The sequence below is a fragment of the Quyinboa sediminis genome, assembly GCF_042219855.1.
In the GTDB taxonomy this organism is placed as follows: Bacteria; Bacteroidota; Bacteroidia; order Bacteroidales; family UBA5342; genus JBHJHP01.
In genome coordinates this window covers 153,189-169,777 of the sequence record NZ_JBHJHP010000007.1, presented here as the reverse complement: position 1 = coordinate 169,777, position 16,589 = coordinate 153,189, and the positions used below count along the sequence as shown (strand labels likewise).

Annotated in this window: 17 protein-coding genes; 12 read left to right on the top strand and 5 right to left on the bottom strand. The window is 39.8% G+C overall.

Going from position 1 to position 16,589, the window contains the following annotated elements:
- Positions 1-13 precede the first annotated feature (13 nt).
- Together ACE1EF_RS16250 and ACE1EF_RS16245 are read right to left on the bottom strand one after the other, a co-directional pair.
- Positions 14-1,912 carry a hypothetical protein gene (locus ACE1EF_RS16250; protein ID WP_375721746.1) on the bottom strand — a complete coding sequence of 633 codons (1,899 nt, stop codon included), beginning with the start codon at positions 1,910-1,912 and terminating at the stop codon, positions 14-16.
- A gap of 16 nt (positions 1,913-1,928) precedes the next feature.
- On the bottom strand, positions 1,929-2,336 hold the full coding sequence (locus ACE1EF_RS16245) for a T9SS type A sorting domain-containing protein (RefSeq protein WP_375721745.1): 408 nt from the start codon (positions 2,334-2,336) through the stop codon (positions 1,929-1,931).
- A gap of 107 nt (positions 2,337-2,443) precedes the next feature.
- Here ACE1EF_RS16245 and ACE1EF_RS16240 point away from each other — a divergent pair, with 107 nt between their 5' ends.
- Positions 2,444-3,169 (top strand): 4'-phosphopantetheinyl transferase family protein, encoded by a 726-nt coding sequence (locus tag ACE1EF_RS16240; RefSeq protein ID WP_375721744.1) that lies wholly within the window; start codon positions 2,444-2,446, stop codon positions 3,167-3,169.
- Positions 3,170-4,006: 837 nt separating this feature from the next.
- Here the strand turns inward: ACE1EF_RS16240 and ACE1EF_RS16235 are convergent.
- Complete coding sequence (locus ACE1EF_RS16235; protein ID WP_375721743.1) at positions 4,007-4,714, bottom strand: LytR/AlgR family response regulator transcription factor; 708 nt, start codon at positions 4,712-4,714, stop codon at positions 4,007-4,009.
- Positions 4,715-5,288: 574 nt separating this feature from the next.
- On the opposite strand from ACE1EF_RS16235, the gene ACE1EF_RS16230 reads away from it, so the two are divergent.
- Positions 5,289-6,776: a phytoene desaturase family protein gene (locus ACE1EF_RS16230; RefSeq protein WP_375721742.1), complete on the top strand. Its 1,488-nt coding sequence runs from the start codon at positions 5,289-5,291 to the stop codon at positions 6,774-6,776.
- Complete coding sequence (locus tag ACE1EF_RS16225; RefSeq protein ID WP_375721741.1) at positions 6,760-7,593, top strand: phytoene/squalene synthase family protein; 834 nt, start codon at positions 6,760-6,762, stop codon at positions 7,591-7,593. Before ACE1EF_RS16230 ends, ACE1EF_RS16225 begins: the two co-directional genes overlap by 17 nt.
- 111 nt (positions 7,594-7,704) lie before the next feature.
- Here the strand turns inward: ACE1EF_RS16225 and ACE1EF_RS16220 are convergent, their stop codons facing one another.
- Together ACE1EF_RS16220 and ACE1EF_RS16215 are read right to left on the bottom strand one after the other, a co-directional pair.
- Entirely contained in the window at positions 7,705-8,442 is a 738-nt protein-coding gene (locus tag ACE1EF_RS16220) for a sugar phosphate nucleotidyltransferase (RefSeq protein WP_375721740.1), read from the bottom strand.
- 1 nt (position 8,443) lies between these two features.
- Positions 8,444-9,622, bottom strand: coding sequence for a GHMP family kinase ATP-binding protein (locus tag ACE1EF_RS16215; protein WP_375721739.1), 1,179 nt, complete (start codon positions 9,620-9,622; stop codon positions 8,444-8,446).
- Positions 9,623-9,855: 233 nt separating this feature from the next.
- Between ACE1EF_RS16215 and ACE1EF_RS16210 the strand changes: the two genes are divergently transcribed.
- The 9 genes from ACE1EF_RS16210 to yidD all read left to right on the top strand — a co-directional run bounded on the left by ACE1EF_RS16210 (position 9,856) and on the right by yidD (position 16,564).
- Positions 9,856-10,545 carry a hypothetical protein gene (locus ACE1EF_RS16210; RefSeq protein ID WP_375721738.1) on the top strand — a complete coding sequence of 230 codons (690 nt, stop codon included), beginning with the start codon at positions 9,856-9,858 and terminating at the stop codon, positions 10,543-10,545.
- A 104-nt stretch (positions 10,546-10,649) separates the two neighbouring features.
- Positions 10,650-11,354: a phosphoadenylyl-sulfate reductase gene (locus ACE1EF_RS16205; protein ID WP_375721737.1), complete on the top strand. Its 705-nt coding sequence runs from the start codon at positions 10,650-10,652 to the stop codon at positions 11,352-11,354.
- Positions 11,355-11,360: 6 nt separating this feature from the next.
- Positions 11,361-12,350 carry a calcium/sodium antiporter gene (locus tag ACE1EF_RS16200; protein WP_375721736.1) on the top strand — a complete coding sequence of 330 codons (990 nt, stop codon included), beginning with the start codon at positions 11,361-11,363 and terminating at the stop codon, positions 12,348-12,350.
- A gap of 66 nt (positions 12,351-12,416) precedes the next feature.
- Positions 12,417-12,851, top strand: coding sequence for a dCMP deaminase family protein (locus ACE1EF_RS16195; RefSeq protein WP_375721735.1), 435 nt, complete (start codon positions 12,417-12,419; stop codon positions 12,849-12,851).
- On the top strand, positions 12,844-14,484 hold the full coding sequence (locus ACE1EF_RS16190) for a S41 family peptidase (protein ID WP_375721734.1): 1,641 nt from the start codon (positions 12,844-12,846) through the stop codon (positions 14,482-14,484). The genes ACE1EF_RS16195 and ACE1EF_RS16190 overlap by 8 nt, the downstream gene beginning before the upstream one ends.
- 8 nt (positions 14,485-14,492) lie before the next feature.
- Entirely contained in the window at positions 14,493-15,155 is a 663-nt protein-coding gene (locus ACE1EF_RS16185; protein ID WP_375721733.1) for a DUF4271 domain-containing protein, read from the top strand.
- A 27-nt stretch (positions 15,156-15,182) separates the two neighbouring features.
- Positions 15,183-15,932: a uroporphyrinogen-III synthase gene (locus ACE1EF_RS16180; protein ID WP_375721732.1), complete on the top strand. Its 750-nt coding sequence runs from the start codon at positions 15,183-15,185 to the stop codon at positions 15,930-15,932.
- Between the two features lie 22 nt (positions 15,933-15,954).
- On the top strand, positions 15,955-16,338 hold the full coding sequence (rnpA, locus tag ACE1EF_RS16175; protein ID WP_375721731.1) for a ribonuclease P protein component: 384 nt from the start codon (positions 15,955-15,957) through the stop codon (positions 16,336-16,338).
- Complete coding sequence (yidD, locus tag ACE1EF_RS16170; RefSeq protein ID WP_375721730.1) at positions 16,322-16,564, top strand: membrane protein insertion efficiency factor YidD; 243 nt, start codon at positions 16,322-16,324, stop codon at positions 16,562-16,564. The genes rnpA and yidD overlap by 17 nt, the downstream gene beginning before the upstream one ends.
- The last annotated feature ends 25 nt before the right edge of the window (positions 16,565-16,589 follow it).

Genomic DNA, 16,589 nt, shown 5'->3' with positions numbered 1-16,589 from the left:
TATTTATCAGGGATCAACGAAAATCCAGTGAATGGTTAAAAAGCCATGGGAAAAGAGTCTGGTCTAAAAAACAAGGTATCGAAGTATGTCCCATGCCTGTATATTCACTGTAAACAAACATAGAATAGATGTTACGGGTTAAAATTATTGTATTTCTTTCATATCCGGTTATGTTGTCTGAGGTTGTGGATTCAACAACGCTATTATTACACGGATAGTTATTCATGTATTCCAATGCATCTCGCGCAACCTGTACTCTGATTGGTTCATCATTAAGACCAATATGGTACCATACAGCTGTTTGTTGAGCAATATCGTTTCCCAAATCGGACTGACTCTGGCCGGCCATACGAATAATGGCTGCAAAGAACATATTTTCAGCAAACATGCCTTTTGCCAGTGGGTATGAGCTTGAACCTCCATAAGAAAATCCGATATAATATATCCGATTAACATCTATGTGATAGCCAGCTTGAAGAGCACTTTTGATCCACTGGCCCAGGATCTGACCGTCCGTTTCACTGGGTTTTTGGTAATCAATCACAAAAGCAGGAAAATCTTTTGCTACCGCCTGGTAATTTCTCTCTCCATCTCCCCACATTCCAGAAACAAGGATAGGGTAAAGCCTGGATGCATTTTCAGGCTTGTTGTAACCCCATGGACTTTTAAAAGCTCTGCCCTCATGCACAAATGTTTCAGGTGCGTCAGCCTCTTCAAATGTTTCATGAGGATTAATATCAAAGGTAAATGTCCAGATTTCGCTGGAGACCAAATTCCCGTTACTATCTTTTGCAATAATTTTCCAAAAGTACGTGGTATTTAAAAGTAAACTGCCTGTACTCCATGTTGTATCGTTTTGATTTTCAGATACCAAGGTGCTTGCATCAGCATCATCAAAATACACATCATAACTTAGATCATCGCCTTCCGGATCAGAACAACGCCATTTCAGATCTAACGCATTTATTCCTGTTGTACTATTATTGGCAGGTGCGAGCAATTCAGGTTGTTCAGGTGCCAGATTAGCAAGAGTTGTAAAGCTCCAAACCTCACTTGAAACCAGATTTCCGTTATTGTCATTGGCTATCACTTTCCAGTAATAAGTTGTATTAAAGTTTAAACTACCGGTTGTCCATGTTGTATCGGAATGATCTTCGGTTACCAAGGTGCTTGCATCAGCATCATCAAAATACACATCATAGCTTAGATCATCTCCATCAGGATCAGAACAACGCCATTTCAGATCTAACGCATTTATTCCTGTTGTACTATTATTGGCAGGTGCGAGCAATTCAGGTTGTTCAGGTGCCAGATTAGCAAGAGTTGTAAAGCTCCAAACCTCACTTGAAACCAGATTTCCGTTATTGTCATTGGCTATCACTTTCCAGTAATAAGTTGTATTAAAGTTTAAACTACCGGTTGTCCATGTTGTATCGGAATGATCTTCGGTTACCAAGGTGCTTGCATCAGCATCATCAAAATACACATCATAGCTTAGATCATCTCCATCAGGATCAGAACATTTCCACTTTAACGTTAAGAACAGACCCTGGTCACTACTATTGTTCACCGGATATAACAATTCAGGAATCCAGGGTTGAGAGTTGGTTAAAACGATAATCTTGGCTATTTCAGAAATAAATGGTTCGCATGATCCTACCGTAACAAAAGCTCTGAAATATGCAGTTTGATCAGCAATAAACATGAAGGTGTCAGAATTATTTTCGCTAATGCTGATCCAGTTTACGCTATCTACTGATTTTTGCCAATTTACAGATCCTGTAAAGGAATCCAGTTTGAATAAAACCGAATCATTTAATTGTACACGTTTTGTGATTAAATTAATCGTTTGAGCATTGACGAATAATACAGATCCTAAAAAAAGAGATATTATCACATACAGTCTTATCATTTTCTATAATTTTTGATTACCTGAGAATGATTTTTGACCTGTAGAATTTTGAATCTGAACTTAAGCTTAAAATATATATTCCTGGTGAATATCTGTTTAAGCTAATCAGCTTTTCAGTTTTTTCATCCGTTATCATAAGTATTTCTGTGAAGATGGTTTTCCCGTAAATATCATAAACAGCCATTAACAAATTGCTTTCATCGCAGAACTTATTTATACTGATAGTAAATTGACCCGTTGTACTTTCTGTGCGTATTGAAATAGTTTCTGAGGGTAAATCAGATTCCATTACTGCCGAATATAAGCAATCTTCCAGACCTGGTTGTTTTATGCTTAATTCTATATAGGTGATCTGGGAATATCCAAAGTCTGTGAAAAATGAAAGAATGATGACAAATAGAAATGACTTGTATGAATATTTCATAATTTTACAATTTAGTTCTGTCTATAATTCAGGTTATAGATGTCGGTATTTTGTTTTTGATACATAAGCTTTAAAAAACATTTTTATCAGGAATAAATATTATTTATATGGATTTTGAATTGAATGATGCTATTTCCCCTGTTTTTAAATCAAAGACATCAATTGAAATAACATGTGGTAATGCACTTAATTTCCCCCAAAATTATTCATCACTTTTATCTGTTCTTTCCGATATCGAAGTAAAGCATGCTAATCAGTTCATTCCTCAAATTGTAAAACATACCTATGTAGTTTCTCATGCCTTATTAAGAATTTCACTTTCGGATAAATTGGGGATTGATCCATCTCAACTAAGACTTTTTCAGGAAGATTTTGTTAAACCCAGACTTGAAAATGCACCGTATGATTTTAATCTGACGCATTCCGGTGAATACTTTGCCTTTGTTATATCCGACTACGAGAAATTAAAGGTGGGTATTGATATAGAAAAATTGGATGCTTTAAAAGATTTTAATTCAATATGTGATGCTTACTTTCATGAACAGGAAAGGGCATATTTTTATCAGCATGATATTTCAAAAAAGGAAAGAGAAGTACGTTTCTTTGAAATCTGGACACGAAAAGAGGCCTATCTTAAAATGACAGGAGAGGGATTAATTAATGATCTGAACAGAATCAATATTCTGAGTTATAACACTCAGGGAGAAGCATCTTCAGATAATAAAACCGTAATATTTACCTTTCGAAATCAACATCTTGTACTAAGTGTTTCCATGACCGATGATATGAATATAAACATAAAAACTGCAAGTGAACAGAACCTAAACCTTTAAAAATTCTTTTTGCGACACAGAGCTGATTTTATGAGTTTAATTAATAGATTACTATAATTCAGGCACAAAGCTATCGCTACAGTGAGTCACATATTCTCTTTCGGTTCAAAGAAGAAAGTATATATGCAGCACCTGCATTTGATCAACATCAAATGTCAGAGGTCCATATATATGCCTGCAATCCTTGTGTATAAGTATTGATTTTGGGGGAAATACAGGCATCGTTCGTATGGTCCAACTGGCGTTGATATTAATATGTTGCAGAGGGACAGATTAAAACAGGTTTTGAATACAGGTAACCAGTATCATCATTAATTATTCGTTCGTTCAACGATTGAGAGTGTTATTACCTTATAAAAATAAGTCCACCCGTTTAAAACTGTCTGTTACAAATATAGAGCAACACTGTTAGCAGAATGATAACAGTAACCATTTTTTATTAAGTGCTTTTTTTATTCAATTAGATAGGTAAATTATCAATAACGTAACATAGTTAAGGGATGCTAAAAACTCGCCTGTACAAACAAAATAATATATATATTATTAATACGTGACAAAAAGATTGATTATATGGCTGATGAATTTCAAAATGAAACTATAAGGTGCGTTTTTTTAACTTGCATTACAAATCAAAATATAGAGTATGGAATGCAGCATTATATTCCAGACATACTATACTTAGAAGTTCAGAGGAAGTGCATGTAGCCTACCACTTAATAATGAAAATAATGAACTTGTGGATGAAAAGAGGAGGCAGGGTACGAAGAATGAGTTTATTCTCACAGTATGACGGATCAGTAATTAATTCTAATTAGTAGAAATTTTAAGTCGCACGTATTAGCTGAAATTCTTATTAAAAAATGTGATAAAAGTGTTGGAAAGTTTCACTTCCCTGCTGTTGCCATTTACATGTACAACTCCAATGTTATTTTTTTTGTCAATTTTTCTCAGGTAGGCAGAGTTCAGGATACAGTTTCGGTTGATCCGGAAAAACTGCCTGGCATCCAGTTTTTTATAAAGCCGTCCCATATTATAGGAAGACATAAATTCATCGTTTAAAGTCGTCACGATGCGGGTGTAATTGCCCTCAGCTTCCAGGAGCAGAATTTCACTGTGATCGAGAAATAAAAAGCCGTTCTTTACGGGAAGTTTTATTTTTTCATTTGTATCAGCAATATCCAGATGCTGATAGAGTTTTTTAACTACATGTTCAACATCATCCGCCCCGAATGGAATGGAAAGTTTAGAGAAAATCTGATAATTGATGACCTCTTCAAGGTTATCTTCTTCCTGAGTCAGCAGAACGATGGAAATATCAACATTATATTCCCTTAGATTTTTAAGCCACGAAAAGCCCAGGTGATCCTGCATGGCGAAATTCATAAACAAAACATCAGGTTCCAGAACTTTGATCGAAGAGTCCAGTTTTTTTATTTCATTAACTGATCCGGTAACCTGAACGAAATCACTCTCTTTAAGAAACCCGGTCAGTAGTCGCAGTGTATCCGGGTTATGGTCAGCCAGTAGTGCTTTGATCTTATTCATAACGTTAATTCAAGTCAAACAAAACAGAACTTTCTTGATGTGGCAATTTATTTAAGAGTGGTTTATATATTGTAAATATAGCAATTCTTCAGTTGAAATCAAGAATTGTTCGTGTAAGAGCTCCAGATTCAAAATCAAATAAAAACCAATTTAAATATCTTATATACAGTGTTATGAGCCCTTTTATTTAATGTATTGGGGCACAACTGCCGGCTAGAAGCGGAGAAAAATTTATTTAGGTTCTTGTATTGTTGATAAAGGACTTAAAATTTCAGTAAGATAGGTTCAGTAATTGGCGTAAAGATGATTGATTATTGCGTTTTAGCTACATTTACAGGACAAACTTGAATCGTCCTAAAGCAACAGCCAGATGTATAATCGAACAATATGGATCTTTTTCCCAATACAAATAAACATGGAAGATGGCTGAGACGAGTAGTTTGTTTAAGCGATTCCAAACAATTTATAATTGTTGTAAAACATGATTGTTATTTCATAAATATTTGGTTTATTGTTTCTTGCAATTTAACAAACTTATACATATGACTGTTTCTATTAGCAGCAAAACCTTAAGATGAGTAAGAAAGTATTAATTGTTGGTAGTGGTTTGGCAGGTCTGGCTTCAGCGCTTAGGCTTGCAAGTAAGGGATACGATGTTCGGATCCTGGAAAAAAACAGTCGTGCAGGTGGTCGCTTAAACCGTCTGGAAGTTGATGGTTTCAGGTTCGACACCGGGCCAACATTTTTTAGTATGAGTTACGTTTTGAGAGAGTTTGAAAAAGATACCGGTGTTCAGCTTGATGTTGAACTTTTTCCTCTGGATCCGCTTTATACAGTGCGGTTCAGAAATGAAAAGGCTGTATATAAACTCTACAGGGATCCGCAAAAGATGATTGATTCCATTGGACATCTGGAGCCTGACTTTGAAAAGAAATATATTAAATACCTAGAGGATACCGGAGAACTGTTCCACGATACCTTCGATATTATTGTTAAAAAGAATTTCAATTCATTCTTAGCTTACGCCATAGGACTCCTACGTGTTCCACCTAAGCATTTGCCAAAACTGAGGCGCAGTTTCTGGGAAGAGGTGGACCGGCGATTCGAGTCGAAGGAGATTAAGCAGATATTTTCACTTGTAGCTTTTTTCCTTGGCGGTACACCTTTTGATACCCCGGCATTGTATTCCATATTATCTTATTCCGAGTTTAAACATGATGGATATTTTGGGATCAAAGGCGGCATGTATGCTTTGGTGGAGGCCATTGAGAAAGCGCTTGAAAAATTCAAGGTGGATATTGTTTATGATTCGGAAATTGTGGGTTATAAAGCAAACGGGAACAGGCATCTTCATGGGTTTGTGGATCAGAAGGGGAAGGTATGGGAAGCGGACCTGATGATTGTAAATTCCGACGCAGCAGCCTTCAGGGGTCAGGTCTTTAAACGACCCGGATTTTCTGAAGAAAAACTGGTAAAGAAGCAATGGACTATGGCTCCGTTTACGATCTATATTGGAATTGAAGGTGAGGTTCCCGGGCTTGAAAAACACAATTACTTTTTAGGGCAGGATTTCAGGGATTATGCTGATACGGTATTTACATCGGCATTCAACGGAGAGCAGCCCTACTACTATGTCAACGTGCCTTCAATGAGTGATCCTACAGCGGCACCTGAAGGGCATCAGGCGCTGTTCTTTTTATGTCCTGTTCCCGATTTACGGTTTAAGAACGACTGGACCGATGAAGAACAGTTCGCGGACCGGATTATTGAGGATTTTGAGAAACAGACCGGGTATGCTATCCGGCCACATATAAAAACAAGGACCATCTACTCACCTGAGGAGTGGGAGAAGCAGTTCAATCTGTTCAGAGGGAGTGGCCTTGGCCTTGGACATAAGATAAGCCAGATGGCCTGGATGCGTCCCGCCAACAGGGATGAGAAATTCAGGAATGTGTTTTATACCGGTGCATCAACCATTCCGGGTACCGGATTGCCAATGACTTTGATCAGCTCCGCGCTAACCGTTGAACAAATTGACAAACGCTATGGATCTTTATCTTAAAAACGCACTGGATTGCAGCCGGAAAACGACGCTCAATTACAGCACATCGTTTTCTTTAGGTGTCAGGTCACTTGACTATGAAACACAAAAGGCTATTTATGCCATTTATGGCTTTGTACGTTTCGCCGATGAAATTGTGGATACCTTTTTCGAACAGGATCAGGAGGCCGTATTCAGGGAATTTGTACAACAGACTGATGAGGCTATTGCAACTTCATTCAGTACCAATCCGATTTTACACAGTTTTCAGTGGGTGGTTCATACCTATGATATTGCACAGGAGTACATCGATGCCTTTTTGAAAAGCATGGAAATGGACCTTAAACTGACCGTTCATGATCAGAAATCTTTCGATACCTATGTCTATGGTTCTGCTGAGGCTGTTGGCCTGATGTGTTTGTGTGTATTCTGTGCAGGTGATCGCGAAAAATTCAACAGGCTGGTTAATCCTGCCCGAAAACTCGGATCTGCCTTTCAGAAGATTAACTTTTTACGTGACCTGAAAGATGACTTTAAAGACAGGGGACGCAACTATTTCCCCGGAGTTGATTTTGACCATTTTGATGATGCGCTAAAACATCAGCTTGAGGATGAAATTCAAGCGGAATTTGACGAAGCGTTTGAAGGCATTAAAGCACTGCAGCCCTCAGTACGGCTTGGTGTTTTACTGGCGTATACCTATTATAAGGAGTTGCTGTTTAAAATCAGGAGGACGCCGGCAGAATCCATTATGAACAAGCGTTGTCGCATTTCGGATCAGTACAAAATGTGGCTGTTGTTTAAGGTGGTGGTAAAGAATCAGATTTACAGCATCTGATGCAGCTCTGGTAAAGATCGTTTTGTTACAGTTAAGCCTCACTCATCAGAACATGAGTATGACATTGAAGATACTGCAGCTAAAGGTCAACCCCGGTATGTATAAAAACCGTTACTCCTTATTAAAGATAGCATTTACCCTTTCATAGCTGTCAAGATCTCCAATGTCATATCGTGATCCTGACATTTGCCAGGCATACACATCTGTTTGTGTGCTGAGCCATCCGGCGAGGTTCCCCGGAGCATCAGGTTTACAGCCATGTTCAATGGCTCTCTTAATCGTTGAAAAATCCTTTTTCATATACACATAAAATGGCGGAACAGCCCAGTGAGATGGCGGATTTTCGGGTTTCTCATGCAGTTTGATAACTTTAAAATCAGGATTGGCTTCCAGAACACCCGTTTTTTGCAGAGCCGGAACTGACGGTTCATGGTGACAACAAATGCAGCTGCTGTTTTTTGAAAGCGCAAACCGAATGAATTCACCGAAGGAAAAATCCACCACATTATCTCCGGCAAGCACCAGAAGGTCAGAGTTCAATTGTAGTTTATTTATGGTGAACAGTATATCTTTTACGGCTCCGAGACGGTTATCGTTGTTGGTTGTCCCGTCGTTCAGTAATATGATTTCTTTTGGGGATCCGGATTTGGTTTTCCAGTCCACAAAATGCGGATAAAACGTATCATTTGACACTACAATAATCCGGTCAATTTCCGGTAGCTGGTCCAGATCGTCAACCAGCCGGTCCAGAATGCTTCGTTGTCCAACCTTAAGCAGAGGTTTAGGGAAGTTTTGAGTCAGTGGGTAGAGCCTGGTGGCATAACCCGCAGCCAGTATCAGTGCATCCATATTATTTTATTCTTCTGGCACCGTCTGCCGTTTTACATACATGAACCGAATACTTTCCGGTCAGTTCAGGAAATTTCTCAAGGTAACGTTTTGAAACGGATTCAGTGATCTCATCACGCTTAGCAGGATCACCAATGGCTATACAGCAGCCTTTAAAACCTGCTCCACTGAACCTGCCGCCAAAAATGCCGGGCGTTGATTTCATAATATTATACAGCTCAATGGTCTCTTCGCAGCCGGATTCCCACTGGGTAATGGAACTCCATCCCGATTCAAACATTATTTTACCCAGTTTTTCTACATCGCCTTCCTGATATGCTCTGACGGCATCGTCCACCCGGTCGTGTTCCGACATGAAATGTGCCGCACGTTTAGCCAGGGGTTCCGGTAATTTGTCTTTCCATTTCTCAAATACCGTTTTATGTACCATGCGCAGCCGCATGTCTTTCACTACGGTATAAGGCAGACCTTCGTAGGCATAGAGACTGAAAGCTGCTACTTTACATTCATCTGTACGTGTATTGTAACCCGTATTGACAAGTGTTCGCGTTAGCCCGCTGAAAAAAATGAAAAGGTCAAATTCCGGCATATTTTCCGGCGATGGTACCAGTTTGTAGGAATTGTCGCGTGTATCCAGGTACAGCAGGTTATCTTTCCGGCACAGCACTTCACAACTGTGGTCCAGTGTTCCCAGGTTCAATCCGATATATTCTTTTTCTGCTTCAAAGGCCGTCTGAATCAACTCCTTTTCTCCAAGTGTGATATGGTTTACATCTGCAAGTGCCATAATGTAGCACAGCAACACCGCAGCAGAAGAGGATAGTCCTCCTACCGGTAGTGATCCGGAAATCAGTCCCTGAATGCCATTCTCCAGTTCATATTTCTTTGAGAGGGAGTATATGGCCGCTTTAACGTAACGCCCCCATGTGGTTGGTCGTTCGCCCAGATCGTCAATGGTAAACAGCACCTGTCCCTCAAAATCGCGGCTGAACAGGTTTATAATGCCGTTTTTTGTTGGTATATAAAGCAGATCAACACCGTGATCGAGGGCAAAGCCGGTGACGTGGCCATGTTGATGGTCTACATGAGCACCGACCGGGCATATCCGGTATGGACTGTAAACGTGACGAATAATTGCTTCATCTGTATCAGGGAATAATGACTGAAATGTTTTTCTCATAACGTTATCTGTTAAACAGGTCACTGCAAATAAAACAAAAAAGTGGTTCTTTTTATCATTTTAGCGCCGGAGTATTTTCCGAATATGTTTTTAATGGTACTTATAAAGCCAGATTTTAAACTACTTACATATGCTTCATCCAACTCTGAATTCCGGGTCTTGTCATATCAATTTAACACCGTTTTAACTTGTCTATAATTCCTAACCCATAATTTGCATATAAAATTACAGCTATGGACGGATTAAACAGAATTTGGAGCAACGAAGAGCAGGTTAAACTGTTTTCTGATGCTGACTTAATGACTTCAGTTGAAAGGCTGGAGGAAGAAGTGAAAGAAGTATGTATGGTTAAAGGTAGTATAGGAACAGAGGTTTTGAATTTTTCGGGTGTGGCTTCACTGGCAATTGAGTCACTTATCACCTCCTGTACTTCATTTGATCAGAGCCTTGCCATTGTAAATAATTCTTCACGGGGAACCTTTATAAAAGAAATTGCAGCCATAAATAAAGTACACTTTGCCGAGTTGTATTCTGCTGAATACCAGATTCCGGAAATAAAGGATTTGGAAAGGTTTCTGGCGGCCAATAAAAATATCCGGTATATTGTACTGCCTCTCATAAGTCTCAACGGTCTGGAAAAAAAATTATTACAGTTCTCCGATGTATTGAGCGAATACAACATTGGTTTGCTGGTGGATTATTATGGCAAGCTGGAAGGATTAAAGATTAAACTTCTGAAGTACAATATCCTGTGTATTTCAATCACACCATCTGATTATAAATTTGGCCCTGTTTCTTCATCTGTGTTAGTCGCTCAGCGAAGATTTCTGGTCTCCTGTGAAGGGAATGCGAGGACCTATTCACTTGATCTCTATGCCTCATGGCAAAAGAAAATGTGGAATAACAACAATATGGTGGTTTGAGCAACAGCGGTAAACTTAATTAATCCGGTGTTCTTTATAACAAATCTTAATTAAACCTGTACCTGTCGAAAAGTTGTTATCTTTGTTCTTTCAAACAAAGCGGTATGTTAAAGGACAAAGTAGAGTATTATAACGACCTTCTTAAAGATAAGACTCCCCAGGATGTATTATCTTTTTTTTATAACGAATTTAATGACAAAATCGCATTGTCTTCCAGCCTTGGAGCTGAAGATCAGGTGCTGACGGATATGATTGCGAAGCATGCCCGAGGAATGCGGATTTTTACCCTGGATACCGGCAGACTGTTTCCTGAGACGTACAGTCTCATCTCAAGAACAAACGATAAATACGGCATTAAAATTCATATCATGTTTCCGGATTATAAATCTGTTGAAAAGATGGTGAAGGATAAGGGGATCAACCTTTTTTACGAAAGTGTGGAAAACCGGAAACTATGTTGCCATATCCGTAAAATTGAACCATTAAAAAGAGCCTTTAAAGATCTTGATGTATGGGTTTGCGGACTAAGAGCATCGCAATCAGTCACCAGGCAGAATGTGCATATCGTGGAGTGGGATGAACCCAATGCTTTAATAAAAATAAATCCCCTGGCAAACTGGAGTGAAGATGATGTCTGGGATTACATTAAAAAGAATGGTGTCCCTTATAATGCATTGCATAACAAAGGGTTTCCGAGTATTGGTTGTCAGCCTTGTACACGGGCAATTGCTGATGGCGAAGATATTCGTGCCGGCAGATGGTGGTGGGAAAATCCCGAAACAAAAGAATGTGGTTTGCATAAACGGTAATCCTGTATGTTTATTACGATCCTGATCCTTATCTCAAGTTTGGCCCTCTTAATCTTTAGCGGACACGGACTGGTTCGTGGCAGTGTGAGTATTGCCTCAAAATTTCACATATCCTCACTGGTCATCGGCATGACAGTGGTCGCATTCGGAACATCTGCACCCGAACTTATCGTATCTTTAAGGGCTGCCATGGAAGGACATCCGGATATAGCAGTGGGAAATGTGGTCGGTTCGAACATTGCAAATGTGGCACTTGTATTGGGATTGACCGCCATGGTGATTGCACTGCCTGTTGTATCAAAACGGTTATTTTACGACTGGTTCTTTATGATGATCAGCTATTTCTTTCTTTGGTTGTTTTTCCAGAATGGAGTAATTGACCGCTATCAGGGTGTATTAATGGTTGTAGCTATTGTACTGTTTACCTGGAGAGCAATTAAAACATCCATGGCCAGAGAGACAAGTGACAAGGATGAGGTTTCTAAAACATATCCGGTCTGGCTGGCCATTATCATAATACTGGCATCCTGCGCGGGACTGGCCTGGGGGGCTGACCTGCTTGTTAACTCAGCATCGGAAATAGCACTGGCCTTTGGTGTCAGTGAGCGGGTAATTTCGGTAACCATTGTGGCATTCGGGACGAGTGTGCCTGAGTTGACCGCTTCACTGGTCGCTGCATTTAAAAAGGAAACAGAGATTTCTGTCGGTAATATTGTAGGGTCAAATCTGTTTAATATACTGGTGGTACTTGGTGTAACATCGGTGATACATCCGATACCGGTGAATTATATTGCATTCAGAACCGATCTTTTATGGATGGCAGTGCTGGGGATTCTACTTATGCTGGTTATTTACCCGTTCAGAGTAAATCTTGCAACCTGGAAGTCGAACAGGCAGATTAAGATATTGACAGACCTGCGAAACGGCAGACTAACATTTTGGGGTGGGTTAATACTGTTTGTGCTTTACATCGTTTATATTGCAATGCTTTTTTAAGAGACATAAGACACAGGATGAAAATATCTTGATTCCGGTGTCCTGATACTTGATTCTAAAAATAACATGAAAGATAAAAAACAGGAACTACTGGACCGGAGATACCTCAGAATGGCGGGTATCTGGGCAGAAAATTCATATTGTGAGAGAAGACAGGTCGGCGCCTTGCTGGTAAAGGAAAAGATGATCATCTCCGATGGATATAACGGAACACCTTCGGGTTTTGAAAACAAATGTGAAGATGAAAACAATACCACAAAGCCTTATGTTCTACATGCAGAAGCCAATGCTATAACAAAAGTGGCAAGATCGAATAACAGCAGTGAGGGTGCTACGCTTTATGTTACATCTTCGCCCTGTATTGAGTGTGCCAAACTTATCATACAGGCGGGCATCACCAGGGTAATTTATTCTGAAAAATACCGTTTGGAAGATGGCATAAACCTGCTGAAAAGAGCAGCAATTGAAGTGAAATATATAGATTTACAGGATAATGAATAAAACATTGAAAAATCTCTGGCCAATTTACATTGCTGTTGCCATTGTAATTGGAATTATTTTGGGTAACCGTATGGCCAGAAATTCCGAAAACAGACCGGCATCACTGATAAATATTTCTCAGGGAAATAAGTTAAGCAACCTGATTGAAATGATAGACAAACAGTATGTTGACACGGTGGATAAGGAAAAAATTGTTGAAGATGTTATACCCGATATTCTGAGCGAGCTTGATCCGCATTCCGTATATATTCCTGCAAAGGATCTGCAGTCGGTAAATGAAGAGCTGAATGGCAGCTTTGGCGGTATTGGTGTGCAATTCAATATTCAGGATGATACCGTTATGGTTATTCAGGTGGTTTCCGGTGGGCCATCCGAAAAAATTGGCATAATGCCCGGTGACCGGATCGTGATGGTAAATGATACCTCGTTTACGGGTGATAAGATCAACAATCAGAAGGTGATGAATACACTCCGGGGAGAGAAAGGAACGAAGGTTAAAATAGGGGTGGTCCGGCCGGGAATGGACGGCATAATAGATTTTGAGATCACCCGTGGTGATATTCCAACCTATAGCGTGGATGTTTCGTACATGATTAATAAAACCACCGGATATATTAAGGTAAGCCGTAACTTCGGACGAAATACCTATGAAGAGTTTTTAAATGCACTGGCTAAGGTCCAGTATGCCGGTTGTACCTCTTTAATTGTTGATTTACGTGGAAATCAGGGTGGCTACCTTGAAGTGGTGAACCGCATGGTGGATGAATTTCTACAGCGTGGCGAACTGATCGTATACACTGAAGGGAAAGCTTATCCGAGAACGGATTACAGGGCTGACGGCAGGGGAAGTATGAAGGGTGTTCGCATGGCAGTACTGATAGATGAGTGGTCTGCTTCTGCCAGTGAAATTTTTGCCGGAGCCATACAGGACAACGACAGAGGTATTATTGTTGGCAGAAGATCGTTTGGTAAAGGTTTGGTTCAGACACAAATGGGCCTTGGAGACGGTTCTGCTGTCCGTCTGACCATATCCCGTTATTATACACCATCAGGACGCTGTATTCAGAAAAGCTATAAAAATGGCAACGAAGATTATTATAAGGACATCATGGAACGTTACCAGAAAGGTGAAATGAACAGTGAAGACAGCATCCATCTGGATAAAACGGAAAAGTTTAAAACGGTGAACGGTCGCACAGTCTATGGTGGTGGCGGCATTATGCCGGATGTATTTGTGCCTGTTGACACAACCGGTATCACTCCACTGTTTGAGAAGCTTGTTCGTAAGGGACTGATTTATAAGTTTGCCTTTAGATTCACGGATGAGCATCGTCAGGAACTGAACAAGCTGGCCGATGTGGATGCACTGCTGGATTATTACAAAGATCACCCGGTGATGGATGATTTTCTCAATATGGCTAAGAAAGAGTGGGGAATGAAAGTTGATCCTAAGGATCTGGATGTGTCTTATCGACTGATCGATACACAGATTAAAGCATACATTGCCAGAAATATTTTTGACAACGACGGCTTTTATCCTATTTTCAATACGCTGGACGCTACTATCGATACGGCCGTTGCCATATTGAATGAACCAGAGGTTGAATACGGTGCGATATTAACAGCCAAATAATTCGGTTTATGCCGGTTGACGATAACATAACTGCTCCGCTTTATCATTCCGACTGGATGACTGTGGTGTTATTGTTATCCGGATTTTTTATCTGGAGTGTCTGGCGTAATGCCGGCAGTTTTCTTGAACAAAAGTCGTTTGAGGTATTGCACGGACATAACCGGAAAAGTCTTTTTGCAAGCAACACCGTAAGTGAATTCCGTATGGGCATCGTGCTCAGTATTGTCCATATTTTAATTACCGGACTTTTTTTACATCAGATAGCAGTCTATTTTAATATTGGGGGAGGATTTCTTTTTTACCTGGAGCTTTGCCTGCTGGTTTTACTTTATCATACCCTGAAAATTGGCATCGTAAAATACTGGAATTACCTGCTGGGAGCGGGTGAGAAAACATCAGAATGGATTAAAAGTTACCAGGTTTTTAATATGATACTCGGGCTTTTGTTACTTCCGGTAGTTGTGGTCATAACCTATACCTACCGGGGCACTGAAACAGGTCTGAATATAGGCCTGTTCCTGCTGGTCATCTACCTTGTCGCTCTGTTGGTCAGGAGTGTTAATATTTTTTTTAGCAATTTAAGTTCATTTATCTATGTGATTTTGTATTTTTGTGTCCTCGAAATTTTGCCATTAATGCTAGCTGTAAAGGTAGCCTTAAACAGTGGGTGAAGATGTCTAATATAAAGGAATAAAGTCTTGAAGATCAAAAAGGTATTAGTTTCACAGCCAGAGCCAACAACGGGCAAATCGCCCTACTACGATTTAGCCGATAAGACCGGAGTTAAAATAGATTTTCGTCCTTTTATTCAGGTTGAACCTGTCTCAGCAAAGGATTTCAGAAGTCAGAAAGTGTCAATTCTTGACCATACAGCTGTAGTTTTTACAAGCCGCACAGCCATTGATAATTATTTTAGAATTGCCCAGGAAATGCGTCTGACCATTCCGGATACCATGAAATATTTCTGTATTTCGGAAGCGGCAGCATTTTATCTTCAGAAATATATTGTTTACAGAAAACGAAAAATATTTAACAGCACCGGAAAATTTCCGGATCTGGTAGAGGTCATGCAAAAGCACAAAGATGAAAAGTTTCTGGTTCCGTTATCAGATATTCATAAGCCTCAGATACCTGAGCTGCTTAATGCCAACGGGTTTAATTATACCAAAGCCATCATGTACAAGACTGTTAGCAGTGACCTGTCTGATCTGGCTGATGTCAACTATGATATCCTTGTATTCTTCAGCCCGTCAGGAATTGCTTCTCTGCTGAAGAATTTCCCGGAATTTAAGCAGAATGAAACAAAAATCGCCAGCTTCGGTGCGTCAACAGCCAAGGCTGTGCAGGAAGCAGGCCTCAGGCTTGATATTCAGGTTCCGAATCCGCAGGCTCCTTCAATGGCAATGGCACTCGACCAGTTTATTACTGAATACAATAAAAAGAAATAGACTGAGGTTAAACTCAGATCAGATGTCAGATAAAACATTTAAAAAGGAAGAACGACTTTCCGGTAAATTGGCTGTAAGCAAATTATTTACTTCCGGGAAGTCGTTCTTTTTACATCCCTTTCTTGTTTATTACACTTCGCGGGAAAGTGGTGCAGATCATTCGCGGCTTCTCATCTCAGTTTCTAAAAAGAACTATAAACGGGCTGTACACAGAAATCTTGTAAAACGCCGGATAAGGGAGGCATACCGACAGTCTAAACCTGAAATACTGCCCTTGCCCGGTAACGAACATTATGACATCGCTCTCGTTTATATATCCAAAGAGATACATCCTTTTCAGTTCATAAAATCAAAGATGAACCGGATTTTTAAGAAAATAAGTGAAGGGAATGACAAAAATTCTTGACATACCTAAAAAAATTCTGACAGGATTCCTGTTGGTGCTGGTTAAATTCTATCAGTATGTTATCTCTCCATTAACTCCTGCAGCCTGCCGATACACACCCACATGTTCGGAATATTCCATACAGGCTTTGAAGAAATACGGGCCATTTAAAGGTCTTTGGCTCTCTGTGAAGCGAATTTTGCGTTGCAATCCCTGGGGTGGTTCCGGATATGATCCTGTACCATAATAAATAAAAAGTTAACATAAATTTT